Origin of the sequence: Paenibacillus agri, assembly GCF_013359945.1 — a bacterium.
Taxonomy (GTDB): Bacteria; Bacillota; Bacilli; order Paenibacillales; family Paenibacillaceae; genus Paenibacillus_AQ; species Paenibacillus_AQ agri.
The window spans coordinates 34,414-52,197 of sequence record NZ_JABWCS010000192.1 but is presented as its reverse complement, the minus strand read 5'-3'; the positions used below and the strand labels follow the sequence as shown (position 1 = coordinate 52,197).

General features: G+C 52.1%; 11 protein-coding genes. 6 read left to right on the top strand and 5 right to left on the bottom strand.

The window, feature by feature from the left end:
- Positions 1–241: 241 nt before the first annotated feature.
- Genes HPT30_RS05345 through HPT30_RS05335 form a run of 3 tightly spaced genes read left to right on the top strand, consistent with a single transcriptional unit; the run spans position 242 to position 3,760 of the window.
- Entirely contained in the window at positions 242–2,107 is a 1,866-nt protein-coding gene (locus tag HPT30_RS05345; RefSeq protein ID WP_175370402.1) for an ABC transporter ATP-binding protein, read from the top strand.
- Positions 2,037–2,714 carry a response regulator transcription factor gene (locus tag HPT30_RS05340; protein WP_175370401.1) on the top strand — a complete coding sequence of 226 codons (678 nt, stop codon included), beginning with the start codon at positions 2,037–2,039 and terminating at the stop codon, positions 2,712–2,714. Before HPT30_RS05345 ends, HPT30_RS05340 begins: the two co-directional genes overlap by 71 nt.
- The gene (locus HPT30_RS05335) at positions 2,711–3,760 is read left to right on the top strand and encodes a HAMP domain-containing sensor histidine kinase (RefSeq protein WP_175370400.1); all 1,050 of its coding nucleotides are present in this window, start codon (positions 2,711–2,713) and stop codon (positions 3,758–3,760) included. Before HPT30_RS05340 ends, HPT30_RS05335 begins: the two co-directional genes overlap by 4 nt.
- 25 nt (positions 3,761–3,785) lie before the next feature.
- Here the strand turns inward: HPT30_RS05335 and HPT30_RS05330 are convergent, their stop codons facing one another.
- Positions 3,786–4,388, bottom strand: coding sequence for a TetR/AcrR family transcriptional regulator (locus HPT30_RS05330; RefSeq protein WP_175370399.1), 603 nt, complete (start codon positions 4,386–4,388; stop codon positions 3,786–3,788).
- 157 nt (positions 4,389–4,545) lie between these two features.
- Here HPT30_RS05330 and HPT30_RS05325 point away from each other — a divergent pair, with 157 nt between their 5' ends.
- The gene (locus HPT30_RS05325; RefSeq protein WP_175370398.1) at positions 4,546–8,280 is read left to right on the top strand and encodes an immunoglobulin-like domain-containing protein; all 3,735 of its coding nucleotides are present in this window, start codon (positions 4,546–4,548) and stop codon (positions 8,278–8,280) included.
- 161 nt (positions 8,281–8,441) lie between these two features.
- On the opposite strand, the gene HPT30_RS05320 is transcribed toward HPT30_RS05325, so the two are convergent.
- Positions 8,442–9,983, bottom strand: a complete 1,542-nt coding sequence (locus HPT30_RS05320) for an aminotransferase-like domain-containing protein (RefSeq protein WP_175370419.1) — start codon at positions 9,981–9,983, stop codon at positions 8,442–8,444.
- Positions 9,984–10,273: 290 nt separating this feature from the next.
- Here HPT30_RS05320 and HPT30_RS05315 point away from each other — a divergent pair, with 290 nt between their 5' ends.
- Complete coding sequence (locus tag HPT30_RS05315) at positions 10,274–10,891, top strand: LysE/ArgO family amino acid transporter (RefSeq protein ID WP_175370397.1); 618 nt, start codon at positions 10,274–10,276, stop codon at positions 10,889–10,891.
- A 360-nt stretch (positions 10,892–11,251) separates the two neighbouring features.
- Positions 11,252–11,932 (top strand): TorD/DmsD family molecular chaperone, encoded by a 681-nt coding sequence (locus tag HPT30_RS05310; RefSeq protein WP_175370396.1) that lies wholly within the window; start codon positions 11,252–11,254, stop codon positions 11,930–11,932.
- A gap of 265 nt (positions 11,933–12,197) precedes the next feature.
- Here the strand turns inward: HPT30_RS05310 and HPT30_RS05305 are convergent, their stop codons facing one another.
- From HPT30_RS05305 to HPT30_RS05295, 3 genes are all read right to left on the bottom strand, one after another.
- Positions 12,198–13,142, bottom strand: a complete 945-nt coding sequence (locus tag HPT30_RS05305; protein WP_175370395.1) for a 1-phosphofructokinase family hexose kinase — start codon at positions 13,140–13,142, stop codon at positions 12,198–12,200.
- Between the two features lie 365 nt (positions 13,143–13,507).
- Positions 13,508–16,693, bottom strand: coding sequence for an efflux RND transporter permease subunit (locus HPT30_RS05300; RefSeq protein ID WP_175370418.1), 3,186 nt, complete (start codon positions 16,691–16,693; stop codon positions 13,508–13,510).
- On the bottom strand, positions 16,690–17,610 hold the full coding sequence (locus HPT30_RS05295) for a TetR/AcrR family transcriptional regulator (RefSeq protein WP_175370394.1): 921 nt from the start codon (positions 17,608–17,610) through the stop codon (positions 16,690–16,692). The genes HPT30_RS05300 and HPT30_RS05295 overlap by 4 nt, the downstream gene beginning before the upstream one ends.
- Between the last annotated feature and the right edge of the window lie 174 nt (positions 17,611–17,784).

The window sequence follows — 17,784 nt, the reverse complement described above, 5'->3', positions numbered from 1 at the left end:
CTGGTGGTTTTTGCGTGATTGTCGTTATATATACAAGGCACAAGGTGCCATTTTCTTAGATTATCCATGATTAACAGCAGCTATCCCGGTTTTACCTACTGGCTTCGCTGTGTCCTTGGTCCCTATTTTAATTTTGAATTGTTTAACTTCAGTTTAAAAAGCAAGGTTATTATTGGACTACGGGAGACGGGAGCTGAAAGCCTTCCTCTATTTATTTAACCGAACGAAAAGGAGAACCTCCATGAATAACAAAAAAACTGTACAGAAGCAGGGGGCGGCACTTAAACCGTTTCTGACTCTGCTGAGAGAAACCAAGCCCTCCTACAGCCTGCTGACGACGGCCATTGCGCTCAGTGTCATCTCTACGCTGGTGGGTCTAGTAATTCCTATGTTCACCAAAACACTGGTTGACGGTTTCTCGCTGGCTTCCATAAGTAAACTTCAGATTGCCGGAATCATTGGGGCTTTTATCGCCCAGACGATTGCCGGAGGCGTGTCCATCTACTTGCTGAATTATGTCGGACAAAAGATGGTAGCGGGTCTGCGGGATCGGCTATGGCGCAAGTTCCTTGTGCTGCCAGTGTCCTATTATAATGACAACCGGACGGGTGAAAGCGTCAGCCGAATGACTAATGACACGGGAATCATTAAGACCTTGATCTCCGAACATTTAGCCAGCTTGTTTACCGGTGTCATCTCGATTGTTGGCTCGATTGCCGTTCTGCTCTATTTGAATTGGAAAATGACTTTGGTGCTGTTCGCCGTGCTGCCGCTGTCGGCTTTGATATTGGTACCGCTGGGACGGCAGATGTACAAAATCTCTAAAGGGATGCAGGATGAGACAGCTTCCTTTACCGCTACGCTGAGCGGGGTGCTATCGGAGATTCGCCTGGTGAAGGCCTCCGGCGCAGAGAAGCGGGAATATGAAGCGGGCAGAAACGGGATCATGAATCTGCTGACCTTCGGTATCCGTGAGGGTAAGGTCAGTGCCATGATCAGTCCGCTGGTATCTTTTGTCTTCATGATGTTGCTTGTTGTAATTATTGGTTATGGCGGCATGCAGGTATCGTCAGGGGCGCTAACAGCCGGTGAACTGGTCGCTTTCATTCTCTATCTCATCCAGATCATTATGCCGTTGACTCAATTGACCACGTTCTTCACACAAATTCAGAAGGCTAAGGGCGCTTCGGAGCGCATCATAGAGACCTTGGCGGCTGAAGAAGAGAACTACGAGGGAGAAGCTGAAGCCACAGCTGCCCATGGGCCGATCACAGTGGAAGATGTGAGCTTCGGCTACAAGGACGGCGAGAAGGTACTCAGCAATGTGAGCTTTACCATGCTTCCGGGCCAGGTTACAGCCATTGTGGGACCCAGCGGTGGAGGGAAGACGACATTGTTCTCCATGCTGGAGCGCTTCTATGAGCCCGAGAGTGGTGTGATTCGACTGGGGGATAGGCCTGTTACGGACTTTTCCTTGAAATCCTGGCGGAGTCTGATCGGGTATGTGTCTCAGGAAAGTCCGCTGCTGGCGGGTACAATTGCTGACAATCTCAGCTACGGACTTGAACGGGAAGTCAGCCTGGAAGAGATGCGCAGAGCAGCTTCGATGGCCTATGCCGACGGCTTTATCGGCGAATTGCCGGATGGATATGAGACGGATGTCGGCGAACGGGGCGTGAAGCTGTCAGGTGGACAGCGACAGCGGATTGCGATTGCCAGAGCACTGTTGCGCGATCCCGAGATTCTGATGCTTGATGAAGCTACCTCCAGTCTGGACAGCCAATCCGAGGCGGTAGTGCAGAAGGCGCTGACGAATCTGATGAAGGGCAGAACGACGATTGTTATCGCCCACCGGTTGGCTACGGTAGTCCATGCGGACCAGCTTATTTTCATGGAAAAGGGCCGGATTACCGGTAAAGGAACACACGAAGAATTGCTAAATCATCATGCGCTGTACCGGGAGTTTGCCACCCAGCAGCTGCAAATGAATGAACCAGCTGCCTATGACGGCAGCAAAGAGGAGGTTCTGTCTAAAAATGACCAGAATTCTGGTAGTGGACGACGATCCGCATATCCGCGAATTGGTGGAAGTGTTTCTGAGAGCTGAAGGGATGGAAGAGATCTACTCAGCTTCTGACGGACTGGAAGCTCTCCGTCTTCTAGAGAACACTTCGGTGGATATGGCGATACTGGATGTCATGATGCCGAATATGGATGGCTGGGAGCTATGCCGGGAACTGCGAAGATTATATGACTTTCCGATCTTGATGCTGACGGCCAAAGGGGAAACGATGCAAATTGTAAAAGGCTTTGAACTTGGCACCGACGACTATCTTGTCAAGCCGTTTGAACCGCCGATCCTGATCGCCAGGGTGAAGGCGCTGCTCAAGCGGTACCAGATTTCCGCTGCGCAGAGTGTGGTGATCGGCCATCTGCGGATGAACCGTAAAACCTACGAGGTGCACACTGAGGATGGGGAAATTACATTGCCGCTCAAAGAGTTCGAGCTGCTCTTCAAGCTGGGCAGTTATCCAGGGCAGACCTTGGCCCGGGAACGGCTGATCGAAGACATCTGGGGTTATGACTTTGAAGGTAATGAGCGGACGCTGGATGTGCATATCAACCGTCTGCGGGAACGATTCCCCAGAGAGAAATACGGATTCGCGATCCGGACGCTGCGTGGTCTGGGGTACCGGTTGGAGAGTGATATATGAATAAATCCAAGAAATTAATCCGATTTTTTTTGTTCATTGGATTCCTCGGCGTGATTCTTCTTAGCTGGAGTGGATCTTATTTCGTAATGAACTGGATATTTTCCAGGACTGGCCGTCCTGCTGAGGAATATACGGCAGGGCTACTGACCACGGGTGTGTCGGTTGTGTTCTTCTTTTTGCTGGTGCTGTGTGTTTCTGGCATCTTCCGTGGCTGGGAGCGGGTCTTCTACAAGTCCATTATTGAAGGCCTCCGCAGAATCTCTACCGGTGATTTCAATGTCGTTCTGGCCAAGGATAAAGATTATGGTGAATTTGGTGAGATTGCTGAGAGCATCAACAAGATGGCCAGCGAACTGGGCCGGATGGAGACCATGCGCCAGGATTTCATCTCCAATGTCTCCCATGAGATCCAGTCGCCTTTGACCTCTATCCGGGGCTTTACCCGTGCACTTCAGTCGGAGACGCTCAGCCCGGATACAAGGCGGCATTATCTCGACATTATTGAAACCGAGAGCACAAGGCTATCGGGGCTGAGCGACAATCTCCTGAAGCTGTCTGCGCTGGAATCGGGTAATTTTCCGTTTGAGAAGCAGCTCTACCGCCTGGATAAGCAGCTGCGAAATATGATTCTAGCATCCGAACCGCAGTGGCTGGAGAAGAATATTGAGGTGGAGGCTGAGCTTGCAAGCGCGGAGGTATACGCCGTGGAAGATCTCTTGAGCCAGGTCTGGACCAATCTGCTGCACAACAGTATTAAGTTCACTCCAGAGGGCGGATGTATTCGTGTCCGGATGGAGGTAGTGGATGGAGTTGTTCAAGTGGAAATCAGAGATAGCGGGATCGGAATCTCGGCAGAAGATCTGCCGCGCATTTTTGAACGCTTCTACAAAGCAGACAAAGCCAGAAGTGCTAGTGGAGGTGGCAGCGGCCTTGGGTTATCTCTTGTGAATAAGATTATTGAGATTCACGAGGGAAGCGTAACGGCAACTAGCCGTCCTGGAGAAGGGACGGCTTTTGTAGTAAGCTTGCCTGTGCAGACCCCATGATGTAGGCCGGTTCATGTGCAGAATGTTATTGTTTAAGACCTTTCTCCAGCAGCCCCCAAAGCTGTTCGAACTCCTGATCGATACCGGGGCGCTGCCATTCGTAAGCATGAGACGGGTGATGATAGCCTGCTGTAGCCTGCACGATGGAGCGGGATAGCACTTCCGGCGGAGCCGAATCTGCCAGTATACCTTCCTGAACTCCCCGTTGGACCAAGCTGCTCATCTGCTCATAGATGCGCTGGACATGGGCCTCGATCAGTGCGGCCGAATTTACTGTAACCTCTGCATACATTTTGAACATCTCCGGATCTTCTGAGGCGCAGCGGCGCTTAAGCTCAATTAGCTTCAAAATATAAATCCGCAACTGTGCCAGCGGATCTCCTGTTGTTTTCTGCGCAATCTCGGCTAGGGGCGCGAGAATCTGCTCCTCCAGCCATCTCTCCGTGACCGCCTCACGCAATGCCACCTTGCTAGGATAATGCCTGTATAAGGTACCGTGGCTGACCCCGAGCAGCTTCGCCACATCGGTGACCGATGTTTTGTCTGGCCCGAACCGGCGCAGGGTCTGCTCAGCAGCATCCAGGATTTCTGTTTTGCTTAGGAATGAGCTTGATTTGGATTGTGCCATGGATTCTTCCTCCTCCAGTGATAAAAGAATAGCATAACGGGTAGCAGATGAGTATATTACACAAAAATACTACAAAATCCGACAAGAGTTTACACTTGTTCTCTATTCTTAGTGAAGGAAATACATATTCATTACGTTCACTGGGGGTTTAATTATTTTGCAGAAGAAAAAAGTTCGTTCATTGCTGACCGCTACTCTGGCTGTAATGACATTGGGACAGAACTTATCGCTGCCTACAGCATATGGAGCTTCAACGGAACCGATGGCTAGTCCACCTGCAGACAGCAACGGAAAATGGATGACTGGCGAATATCATGTTCACACCTATGAGTCAGATGATGCGCAGGAATCATTGAAGGATGTATTGGATACCGCCTTTGACAAGAATGGTCTGGACTGGCTCTTCCTGGCCGACCATCTGCGGATGTCCGGTCGTGACCATGAAGGCGTGCCTCTGCCAGGAGGGTCCATCCCGATGTCCAAAGGGATCATCGACTATCAGACACCTATAATCAAGGAGCTTCAGGCTTCGGGAAAATATGCTGGCAAAACCATCTTCTCCGGATTTGAATGGGATATGCCTCAGTATGATCACGCTGCTATCGGGATTGTGACGAATGATCCAGGCTCAGCGGCATCCTTAAAAGCTGTCAATCAGTTTGAATATTTGTTTACCAACCGTGCTGAGAACCTCTTCGATCCTGCGGATGTTGCCAAATGGGCTGCGCTGGATAACAGAGCTTTCTCAACGAAAGCAGATACCCGCAAGGGCATTCAATGGCTCAGCGATCACTATCCGGAGAGCTATATGCTGATTAACCACCCTTCGCGTAAAAATGGCGGAAGCTCTGAGTTGAAAATTGAGGATGTCCGCGATTTCAACAATATTGATCCGCATGTGGCTTTCGGTTTCGAAGGGATGCTGGGCAACCAGATGTCTCCTGACCGGGGGGAAACAGCTGAAGTATACGGCGGAACAGACGTGAAAGTAGCCAAAGTTGGTGGCTTCTGGGATGCACTGCTTGGCGAGGGCCGCAGATTCTGGAACTTCGCCAATTCCGACTTCCATTTCAAGACCAGCAAGGATAACAAATATTCTAGCGGATACTGGCCGGGGGAATATTCCAAGAACTATACCTGGGTCAATGGTTCAAGCGTTCAGAATATCGTTGACGGTATGCGCTCAGGTAAATCTTTCTCCGTCTTCGGTGATCTGATCAACGCGCTGGATTTCAAGGCATCCGGTGACGGGCGTGAGGAAGCAATGGGCGGGGAACTTGCGGTTAAGCAGGGCGACAATGTCGAGGTTACCATCCGTTTCAAGAGTCCTGCGAAGAACAACAACGGTGACGCTGTCTCGGTGGATCATGTCGATCTGATCTCCGGTGAAGTCGGCGGCAAGGTTCAGCCGGGTACTCCTGAATATTCCAAGCCAACGAATGATACTACTAAAGTTGTGGCTCGGTTCACTAGTGCAGACTGGACTACGGATGCCGAAGGCTACAACGTGATTACTTACAAGCCGGGAGCGGCAGACAAGAGCCGATATTACCGGCTTAGAGGGACCAACCTCGGGCTTAACGTACCGGGAGAGACGAAAGACGGCGAACCTTTACTTGATGTAAAGAATAACACCGCGGATAATGCTACTCGCTTCCAGGAAATCAACAACCGCAACTACGGCGATCTTTGGTTTTACTCCAATCCGGTGTTTGTGAACGTAGAACCATACACCGATCAGCAGGCAGTGGAAGATACGGCAGCAGCGCTTAAACTCGATGGTACTAACGGAGTTATTGCAGACCTGAAGCTACCAGCCGAAGGCCAGCATGGTGCCAAGGTTCAATGGGAGAGCACAAATGCCGAGGTGATCCGCGTCGCTGACGGAATTGGCTATATTACCCGTCCTGCTGCCGGACAACCGGATGCGGTGGTATCGCTCAAAGCGACAGTTAGCCGCGGTGCAGAGAACGCTGTGAAGACTTTCGAGGTGACAGTAAAAGCTAAGGAATATACAGATGTAGAAGCTGTACAGCTGGCCAAAGAAAAGCTGACACTTGGCGATCTTAGCGCCGTGAAGAGTGACTTGTATCTGCCTGCTGCTGGTGTGCAGGGGACAAGCATCGTCTGGGAAAGCTCTAATCCAGTCCTGATGACCAAGGAAGGCAAGCTGGCTTTCCGTCCGAAAAAGGATACGTCCATTACCTTGACGGCAACAATCTTGCGCGGAAATGCTTCTGAGGTGAAGACATTCGAGGTCAATCTTAGCGGGGACGATAGTATTACACCACTTGAGCTTTCTGGGGTGATCCAGTCTGCAGATGGAGCCGTACAGCCAAGCGGTGCCTGGATTAATCAAGATGCAAATGTGAGTGTAATTGCCAGCGTTTATGTTCCAGGCACTACGGTTGCCCTGCAGGTGTCCCTGGATGGAAGCGGAGAATTCCAGCCTTACGAGACCAATCATTCCCTGAAGATCACAGCAGAAGGACAGCATACGCTGGAGTTCCGGGCTACGGATTCGCTCGGCAATACAGCTGTACTGCCGCTTGCTGTGAATATTGACCGCACAGCGCCAGTGATCACGCTGAAGGGCAGTAGCACGATATCGTTGACTCAAGGCGACAGCTTTGTCGATCCAGGTGCGGAGGTTACGGACAAACTAGGAATTGCAGGCTCTATCGTAGTTAGCGGTTCAGTGGATACCGGAACGCCAGGTACTTACAAGCTGCAATATAATGCCAAAGATTTAGCTGGCAATAATGCTGTGGAAGTCGTACGTACGGTAAACGTATCTCGCTCGGGCAGCGGGAATAACGGAAACGACAACGGTAATTCGGGTAACGGGAATAGCGGAAACGGCAATGGCGGGACCCCTACCCCGGCTCCGACAGTTACGCCTACCCCAGCCCCTTCCCCAACTCCAGGGAATACAACGAAGCCATCCACTGAAGCAGTGGAGCTGCAAGTCAATGCGTTGCAGGGAGGGGCTGCCAGTCTTAAAGATGCAGCCGATCTCAAGATTCCTGCAGGAGCACTGACTGCAGACAGTAAAGTGGCGCTGAAGCCGGTAGCACTTCCTACTGGCGGAACTCTGACAGCTGCCAGCTCGGGCGTAGAGATTACCAGTACTAATGCTGGTCTGCTCAATAAACCGGTCGAATTGACACTGGTTTATGATAAGAACAAAATTACTTCAGGCCATAAGGCTGCCGTCTATTATTACAGTGAGCAGCGTAACAAGTGGATTTATGTAGGTGGAACTGACAATGCCAATGGCAACGTTACTGCTAGCATTAATCATTTCTCCACTTATGCCGTGTTCAACTACCAAGCCCTGCCGATGACCGACTTGAACAATCATTGGGCTGAGGCCTATACGGACCGTCTGATTGGTATGGGAGTCATGAAAGGTTTCGACGATCATAGCTTCCGTCCGGATGAGAAGGTAACCCGGACTCAATTCGCTACCCTCATTGCCAGAGCTTTGGGACTGCAGTCTTCCGGCAATGCTGCAAGCTTTGCAGATCAGGAGGCCATCCCGGCTTGGGCTGCAGGAGATATTGCGGCTGCTGTAGAAGCCGGAATCATCCGTGGTTATGAAGTCGGTGACAAGACGATCTTCAAAGGCTCTGAGGTCATCTCTCGCGCAGAAATGTCGGTAATGCTTGCGAACGCACTGAACAGCGCACCACATAAGAAGACTAGCGACAGCATCACATTTACGGATCGTTCCGCAATCCCGCAATGGGCGGCTGCGTCCATTGAGACCGGGGCTGCGGCAGGCATTCTGGGCGGGTTCGAGGATCAAACCTTCCGTCCGGAGCACACAGCCACCCGTGGTGAAGCCGCAACGGCAATCTACAGATTGCTTGACGCATTGTCCATTTAATACCGTCGGTATTGTGTCCGATGGAATAAAACGCAAACGCCGCTTTCCCTGTTGGCTAGGGAAAGCGGCGTTTTTTGGTCTTCAAATGCCGGTCTAGAGATAGTGACGCTGCGAGTTACGGAAGAGCAACAGAGGAAGAGGTAGAGCTAAGATATCCTGCTCTAGGGATGACGCTGCAAATTGCGTATTATCCCGGCTAAAATTGACAGGCCAGTTTCCAGCTCTGTGATTGAGGCGTAGGCGTAGGAGAGCCGCAGATGACGGTTGTCCCCGCGGTCATACAGATCGCCGGTATTGAGCAGCAGGCCGGACTGCAGGGCTGCTTTGAACAGCTTGCGCAGGGGCAATGGCTGACGGAGCGACAGCCAGATATAGAAACCACCCGCAGGTATATTCCAGGTGGCCAGCTCGCTGAAGTGGGCTTGGAGTATCTCCAGCACCGCTTCTCTTCGCATTCGCAGCTTCTGACGCAAGACATTGGCATGTGCTTCATGATAACCACCGCTCAGCCATCTAGCTGCGGCAAGCTGAGACAGAGAACTTGCACCGTAGTCGCTTTGCATCTTAATATCGGCCAGTCGTGCGACGACTGCTTCCGGGCCGACAATCCAGCCGATGCGCAGGCCGGGGCTGGCGGCTTTGGACAGGGTGCCAAGGTGGAGGACACGTCCCTCATGATCCAAGGCTTTCAGTGGCGGAGGCGGGGGCGTATCCAACCACAGTTCCTGGTAGGCCCCATCTTCGAGGATTGGCAGGCCAAGGGCGCCTGTAGTAGCCATCAACGCATTCCGCCGCTCTTCATCCATCAGAATACCGGTAGGATTGTGAAAGGTCGGAATGGTATACAACATAGACGCTTTAGTCCGGTAAGCCTCTTGAGCAACACTGTCCGTCATCAGCCCTCGTTCATCCATCGGCAGACCATTAAACTTCACGCCTGCGGACTGGAAGGCATGGATGGAGTACAGATAGGACGGTTTCTCCAGCAGGACGGCCGCGCCGCGGGGCAGCAGTCCCATGGCAATAAGCTGCAGTCCTTGCAGCGCCCCCGAGGTAATCAGGATGGAGGCGGGGGAAGTATGAATACCGGCTGCTGATAGCTTGTTGCTAAGAGCTGTCCGCAGTTCCAAGCTGCCAAGCGGCTCTTCGTAGGACAGCGGCAACAGGGGCTCGCGCGAAAGCCCGGCGAGAATCTCCTGCATAACCTGGCCAGGCAGCAGCTCCGGGGCAGGTTCACCTGTGCCAAGGCGGATTAGTCCTCGCGCATACTCCAGCCGGTTAATAGCCTGGATCGTTGGCAGGTTGGGATAGTGAATGCCTTCTTCCACATAATCATTCCAATTGCCCGCCCGGACCTGTCCGCCGAAGCCGGTGGATTCCCGTATGGCACCGGAACCATCACGCTCGGCAGAAGGGGTGACAACTCGGGTTCCACCGCCTCTTTTCCCCTCAATCAGCCCCATCGCGGTCAGTTGCCCCAACGCGGTTACAAGGGTGCTACGGTTGACGCCGAGCTGTCGGCACAGCTCCCGCTGCGGAGCCAGCCGCATGCCGGGGGGCCAGGCCCCGCTTCTGATTTTGCCGATAAAATAGTCCGATATCTGGGCATGAAGCGGCAGCGCGGAGGTTGCGTCTGGTCGCCATTCACCAGTGCCACCGAGAGTGGTTGTCCCTGATGCTGATACGGCGTTAAGAGCGTCCACTGGGTTTATACTATCTTTTGATGTAGGAGAAGAAAAAGCAGCTTGCTTGGAAGTAGGCTTCACGGCAGAACTCCTTTATATAAAATCAGTATCGTCTAGGACCACTCTGGCGGCTCATTCTGCGTTGAGTATATCATGGACGGGCAGTTTTGCTGTATCTTGGTTGGGTATTGATCCGGAATTTGGATGGTTACGGTTATGAGACGGGAAGGTACTATCAATGGGGTGCAGCTATGCTGTGCACCAAAGGTTTTCTCATCATAAAGAAATCATCAGGAGGGTTTTTACAAATGCTTGAAGCGGTTATACATGGAATCATATTGGCGTTTGGACTTATTTTGCCGCTGGGAGTACAGAATATATTCGTCTTTAATCAAGGTTCGCTGCATTCGCGATTTCGCGGAGTGTTGCCGGTAGTGCTGACCGCTGCCCTATGTGATACGCTGCTGATTGGTGCAGCTGTCGGTGGAGTTTCACTGGTTGTTATGTCCGTGGACTGGGTAACACCTGTGATTTATAGCGTAGGATTGATTTTTCTGGCCTATATGGGCTGGAACATCTGGGGCAGCACCCCGGCACAAGGCGAGGTGAAAGTATTATCGGCGAAGGGGCAGATAGCCTATGCCTTGTCGGTGTCCCTGCTAAATCCCCATGCACTGCTGGATACTGTAGGTGTCATCGGAACCAGTTCCCTGCAATATGGCAGTGGTGAACGGTGGGTATTTGCAGGTGCGACGGCTGCAGTCTCGTGGCTGTGGTTCATCGGAATTGCCATTGCCGGGCGGCTGGTCGGACAAGCGGACCCCTCGGGCCGCATTCTGCGTGTCTTGAACAGGGCATCTGCGCTGCTGATCTGGGGGATCGCGATTTATATGGGGATGCAGTTGTGGAATATATGGACTGGATAGTTATCCTAGATAGTTATCCCTTTTGAGCCACTGGAATTGCTTGTCTTCCGCAGGCATACAATAGTTGCAGCACAGGTTGCAGAGGAGGAGATTTATACTCGATAGGGAACTCCGTGGAGATAGAGAAATCTGATGATTCCCAAGCGCCTGCCGATTTGCTGCTGAATTTGACAGATCTGCGACAAATGAAGGGAATGGACATAGAATGCTCACCGAAAGCGTTTTATGGTTCAGATATAATTTAGATATAGAAGGAACATTGCATCCTTTTTCCAAGATCACAGCTAGGATACCGGAAGATGCCGAGCGGCTATTCCTTGCCGCGGTACCCGGGAATAACAATAGGGGAGGATTTGTCAAATGACCTTACAATCCGCTTCATCGCTTGTTGTGCCGGAAGCTTACACCCGTTGGCTGGAAAGTCGAGGATTAATATATCAATTGCTGGTCGATTTCTTCGGAAGAAAGCCATCCCTTTCGCTGGTGGCCCAGTGGTGCGGCAAACGTCAAATGAACGTTGCTGCAGAGATGACCGAAGGCGGCCGCGAACTGAAGCGTTACCTCTGCAGTCTGGAACCCGGCAAGTTGCCGCAGATATGCAAGCAGGAGACGCAGGAATACACCCGGTTGATGAATGAACGGGCTGCACGTGAAGCAGCTAACCGGGGTCGGGCCAAAGAATTCTGCAATGTCTTGTCCGATGTATATGCCTCGGCGGGAGTCGTGTTCAAGAAATGCGGTGAAGAAGCCGATGATCATATTGCTATTGAACTGGAATTCATGGCGGTGATGCACGAACGGATGCTATATAACTGCTTCACAGTTAGAAGTGCCATGGAGCTGCTGGAGATCCAGGAGGCTTTTCTGGAAGAGCATCTGTTGAGATGGACCCCGAAGTTCTGCGAACGTCTTAATTCCTTGACGGAGAGCAAGTTGTACCTCGGCTTGAGTCACATGCTGGAGGAGTTTTTGCCGCAAGATCTGCAAATGTTGCGGGCCTGGAAGGCTTCGCTGGAGACAAGCGCTACCTCTATGTCGTAAGAAAAGCCCGGGCAACCGGGCTTTTTTGTGTGCTTTTATGTGCTTCAAAAGCAGTGTGACACCAGTTTTGTTTACTTTAAAAGAAGCGTCAGGCTGGCCTCTGTGTGTTTCAAAGGCAGTGCGAGGCAAGAATTGTTGTGCTTCAAGGGTAGCGCAAGGCAGTTTTTTTGTACTATAAGAGCAACGTTAAGCTGCTCTTATAGTACAAAGCGGGCGTCGACTTGGAGACGCCCGCTGTGCTTGCAAGTCAGCGTGCTGCCCCGTGTTATCCCCGGGGCAGCACGCTGACGGTAACCCCGGCGGCAATGGCTGCCACATCGCCGGGGTTCACGAACCCGGCAGCACGCTGCATAGCCGCTGCCGTGCCACAGGCCGCGCCGAGCGTCAGCCGCGCCGGCCAGTCACCCCCAGCCACAGCCGACGCCAGCAGGCCGGCGGCCGTGGCATCCCCACTGCCGAGCGCGCTCACGGCAGTGATCTGCGGCAGCGTTACGCGGTAACGCTGCCCGTCCGCGGCGGCAACTGCGCCGCGGGAGCCCAGCGTGACGACAGCGTCACGCGCCCCAAGCTCCAGCAGCGCTTCCAGCGCCTGCCGAGCGGTGTCTTCGCTGCCGGTGTCCGCCAGACCGGCCAGCTCTGCGGCTTCGTGCTCGTTGGGCTTCACGAGCTCGGGCCGGCCTTGCAGGCCGAGGCGCAGAGCCTCGCCGCTGGCGTCCAGCATCACCTTGGCACTGCCGTGATGGGCGATATCCGCCAGCTCTGCATAGAGCCAAGGGGGGCAGCCTGGGGGCAGGCTGCCCGAGAGCAGTACCCACCGGGAACGGCGGGCCAGCTTCTCCAGCCTGCTGCGCAGGGCCGAAAGGTCCTCCCCGGTGATGACCGGCCCAGACTCAATCAGCTCCGTCTGGGTAGCAGAAGCAGAGTCGAGCACGGTCAAGGCTAGCCGTGTCTCCCCCTTCACGACTTTGACGAAGTCGGCGTCAACGCCTTCTTCAGCCAGCCCGGCGAGCAGTTGCTCACCGGTATATCCGGCGGCAAAGCCGCAGGCGATTACCTCTGTCCCTAACTGGCGCAACACCCGTGCGGCGTTGACACCTTTGCCACCGGGTAGGGTGAGAGGGTCTGTGACCCGGTGTATTTTGTTTAGATTGAATCCCGGAACAGTATAAATTTTATCGACAGCCGGATTCAGCGTGACGGTTGTATTCATAATAGGTCTTCCTCTCTATGGGCATTCATAGCTTCATTGTACTGTTCGAAAATCCCCTGACACAAGATGGCGTAACCTCATTGCTTCTGACCTTTTTCCCTAGGAGATTCCCTATACATGCCAAGAGGCCCCTCCATACACGGAGGGGCCTCTTGGATCATCCAATCGTTTTACAAGTAAAAGCTTCTTGCAATATAAGACGAACTCAAGATCTAACATAAGGCTCAGTCGTCACTACGATGGAATGTTTGGACTTTCGGTCGCTGTTGTCGCCAGATTTCTTCTTTATAAACCGCTCCTAGCGGTTGGAATCTGGCGACAGCCTGTGCTTCCGATGCGAATATAGCGAAGCGAAAGATTAAGCTTTATTCATCCACAGTCTTTCTGCGGAATTTCATCAGGAATTCGTACACTACCGGCACTACCACGAGTGTCAGGAGCGTGGAACTGATGAGACCACCGATAACTGTGACGCCGAGGCCCTTGGAAATGATGCCTGCGCTGTTTTCGAGCCCGCTCACGAGCGGCAGCAATGCGCCAATGGTAGCGAGTGCCGTCATCAGGATTGGACGCAGACGCGTTCCTCCTGCTTCCAGCAGGGCTGCTCGGGTGGTAAGTCCTTCTTTTTCTTTATGAATAACACGGTCGATCAGTACGATCGCATTGGTGACGACGATACCGATCAGCATCAGACCACCCATCAGGGCGGAGACGTTCAAGGTCTCCTTGGCTAATAGCAGGGCAACCAGCGCTCCGATGACGGTGAACGGAAGCGAGAAGAGAATGGCGAATGGAGCAAGCCCGCCGCCAAAGGTAACCACCAGTACGAAGTATACGATGGCGATTGCAGCAGCCATAGCGATACCGAGTTGTCCGAAGGTGTCATTGATCTGTTCCGTAACACCACCGAACGTAACGGTTACGCCATCCGGCAAGTTAAGAGCTTCGATTTTGGTCTTCACACTATTGGAAGCGGCGTTAACGTCAGTAGCGATGATATCTGCGGTAACATCCACTTTCATTTTGCCATCCATACGAGTGATCGAGTCCGGTGAAGAACCTTTCTCTACCTTGGCCACATCTTTAATCGGCACGGTGATGCCAAGCGGCGAAGTAAGAAGCGCATCCTCCATCTCATTAATGCTGGTATACGTATCTTTTTCAGTCTCAATATAGACATTATAGTTTTTGCCATCCAGCTTGATCTCCGTCAGAACCGGACGTGCTCCAGCAGGACTGAGCTTCATGGCGATTTGTCCGGCTGTAAGGCCCAGTGAGCTAAGCTTTTGCTGGTCCGCAACGATGGTGTATTGATCATAGGCTGCGGATAGGCTTGTTTTGCCATCCTTGAAGTTGGCGGTGTCCTTCTGTACAATTCCGGCAATTTCATCAGCTACAGGCTTCAGCTGATCCAGATTATCTCCGAAAATATTCACCGTCAGCGTACTGCCGCCAAGGCCGCCACCGGCCATACCGGACATATCGCCCCAGACTCCTTCTGGAACTTCTTTGGTGAGTCCTTCGATCAGTTTCTCTTTCACGGCTTCAAAGTCAGGTGTATTACTGTCGTAAGCAACATAGAATAGTCCCGACTTGCCGCCAGAACCGCCCAAGCTGAACGGACTGCTTCCGCCGATAGAATACTGCATCTTATCTACATGACTCTGTGCCAAAATATATTTCTCTGCCTTCAGGCCTTGTGCCTGCACGTCCTCCAGACGCTGTCCTGCTTTAGGCGAATACGTCAACGTAACGTTCTTCTCTTCCTGGGATGGCATGAAGCTGACACCGATCGGCTTGATCAGGAACAAGCTACCTACCAGGAGAATAACGGCAACACCAAAAGTGACTAGCTTGTGAGACAAGCACCAATCCAGCACTTTCTGATACCAGGCAGACAATCTGTCCGGTTTATCATGATTATCGTTCTTCTTTTTCAGACCGTTACGGAACAGTGAGTGCGCCATTGCCGGTACAAGCGTGATGGCTACAACGAGTGAAGCCAGCAGGGCGAAGACCATAGTCAGGGCAAATGGCAGGAACAATTCGCCGACCATTCCGCTGACAAATGCAAGCGGCAGGAACACGGCAATCGTAACAATAGTGGACGACATAATCGGCACGAACATTTCGCGTGTTGCCGCGCTAATTAACTCTCTGCCGCGCAGCTTCTCGCCTGATAGCGATAAGCGCCTGTAGATGTTCTCAATGACGACAATGGAGTCATCCACGACCCGTCCTATGGCTACGGTCATCGCGCCGAGTGTCATCATATTCAGGGTGATATCCATCTGGCGCAGGCACAGAACTGCAATCAGCAATGAGAGCGGGATGGAGATGATCGAGATAATCGTTGAGCGGATATTCCGCAGGAAGATCAGAATAATGATGACCGCGAACAAGGCACCAAAGGCAGCCTTGGATAACATGGTGCTTACTGAATCCTCGATCGGCTTACCTTGGTCGAGCAGAACCGTCAGATCGAGACCCTTGAACTGTTCTTTCAGCTCTTCGGTCTTCTTCTTGACATTGTTGACTACTTCAACGGTGTTGGCATCATTGGCTTTGACGATCTGAATACCAATGGATTCCTTCCCGTTAGTACGGGAGATGGATTCAGAACGGCCTACAACTTCAATATCTGCCAATTCGCCAAGTTTGACGGTAGGAAGTCCTGCTCCGAGGGCCGCTCCGGCTCCACCGTTGTTTGCAGTACCTCCTGCGGCCGCACCACCAGCAGCTCCTGGAGCTGCGCCGCCGCCTGGTACTCCGGCTGGAGCCCCGCCGGCTGCGCCAGCACCGCTTGGCATTACAGGGATAGCAACATTTTTCAAATCATCAATGGTTGTGACATTTCCGTCGACAACGACGGCTTTCTGCGATGCTTCCATTTCGAACAGGCCGAGCGGCACACGCAAGGAAGACCCTTGAACGATGCCTTTTACCGTATCTTCGGTCAGCCCATATTGCTTCAGCTTATCTTGATTAAATTTCAGGGAGACTTCCTTGACGTATTGTCCGGCGATTTGGACGGATGCTACGCCTTCGAGGTCTTCCAGTGCTGGACGGATGTCGTTCTCCGCAATGCTGGTCAATTCTTCAAGCGGCTTGGAGCCATCACCGGCAAGGCTGAGTGAGACGACAGGAAGAGAGCTGAGACTGAAGCGGGAAATCCTCGGCTTCTGCACATTGTCCGGCAGAACGACTTCATTTAATGCTTCGCGGACGGCTGCTGTCGCATTGTCCAGGTTGGTGCCGTAATTAAATTCAATGAAAATGCTGGAGGCATTCTCCAGGGAGGTGGAGGTCAGCGTTTTGACACCATCCACGTTGCGAAGCTTCTGCTCTAAGGGTTTGCTGACATCGTTCACAACCCCCTCTGGCGCAGCGCCTGGATAAATCGTTGTGATACTCAGGTAGGGAATACTGATATTCGGCAGGGTCTCCTGCTTCATGGTCAGTCCGCTGTACAGACCGGCAAAGACGATGATGATCGTCAGAAGCCAAATCGCAAATTTGTTTTTAAGCGAAAAATTAATCAGACTTTTCATGGCGTACAATTCAGCTCCTCTTGGTTATGCATGTAAGGCGATAATAACTTTCTTAATTCCTTCAGAGGCTCGGCAAGTTCGGGACAGGGTTGAAGGTTGAACAGCATCCCTAGAATAATGGCTCTCCGCGGGTGGGAAACGAGCATCTCCCCTTCCAGAATAGCAAGTGAATCCGCGGCATCCTTCTGTTGTCTGGTCTTGAGAGGGGTGGCACCGAGCAGGTCTTTCATTTCCTTAATCAACTGAAGCGGGTTCTTGCGTACATTCCCCTCTTGGCCAGCCAGCATCCCTACAACCATCGCATGTGAGATGAGCGGGGTGGGCTTGTCTGCAAGCAGGGAGGCCGTGATGATGTCCATCATGTTGATCAGATGATCCGCCATGCGTGCCGTAGGCACAAAGGATTCAGGGTGGAAGAGGACGCGTACATAAGAGCTGATCATGCCGTGAACGATCATGGATAAATCGCCTGTATAGGGCAAGATGTCCTTACCGTATACGCTCTCCATCTTGGATTGGAACCAGCCCATCACTGCCACATTACTCTTTTGCAGCCATTCCGGGATATCTGAATAGCCTTTTCCGGCAAAATCCTGAATTTGGCGCTGCAAAAACTCGCGCAGCTCGTATACATGATTAAGCAGAATTTCGACCTGATTCCGCAGCTTTTCGCGTGGTGTCTTTCCGGTCTCCTGCTCTGCGTGAACCAGAGGGTCACGAATCATCTTGAAGCAGTATATATAAATGCTGCGTTCCAGCTCCTCCTTGGATTTAAACAGGAGATAAAGGCTGCCCTTGGACATGCTGCTTAGCTCCGCAATTTCTTGCATGGAAGTGGAGGAAGAACCTTTCACAGCGAACAGTTGCATCGCCGTCTTGATAATCTGTTCCTTCTTGTCTTGGGTACGGTCTACCACCGAGGAATCCCCTTTCTGACTGATAAGTTCTGAAATTGACTGCTTAGTCATGAAAATTATATTATAACTTTCTGGGTATTACAAATTTACACTAACAAAGGTTACAATTTTGTCGCAATTATCAATTTGGCACTGATTTTGTAGGAAGAACCTTCGTATTCATGTAATATATAA

Excerpts from the sequence above, each read along its gene's own strand:
- HPT30_RS05345 (WP_175370402.1), top strand. The coding sequence starts at position 242 with ATGAATAACAAAAAAACTGTACAGAAGCAGGGGGCGGCACTTAAACCG.
- HPT30_RS05340 (WP_175370401.1), top strand. The coding sequence starts at position 2,037 with ATGACCAGAATTCTGGTAGTGGACGACGATCCGCATATCCGCGAATTG.
- HPT30_RS05335 (WP_175370400.1), top strand. The coding sequence starts at position 2,711 with ATGAATAAATCCAAGAAATTAATCCGATTTTTTTTGTTCATTGGATTC.
- HPT30_RS05330 (WP_175370399.1), bottom strand. The coding sequence starts at position 4,388 with ATGGCACAATCCAAATCAAGCTCATTCCTAAGCAAAACAGAAATCCTG.
- HPT30_RS05315 (WP_175370397.1), top strand. The coding sequence starts at position 10,274 with ATGCTTGAAGCGGTTATACATGGAATCATATTGGCGTTTGGACTTATT.
- HPT30_RS05310 (WP_175370396.1), top strand. The coding sequence starts at position 11,252 with ATGACCTTACAATCCGCTTCATCGCTTGTTGTGCCGGAAGCTTACACC.
- HPT30_RS05305 (WP_175370395.1), bottom strand. The coding sequence starts at position 13,142 with ATGAATACAACCGTCACGCTGAATCCGGCTGTCGATAAAATTTATACT.
- HPT30_RS05300 (WP_175370418.1), bottom strand. The coding sequence starts at position 16,693 with ATGAAAAGTCTGATTAATTTTTCGCTTAAAAACAAATTTGCGATTTGG.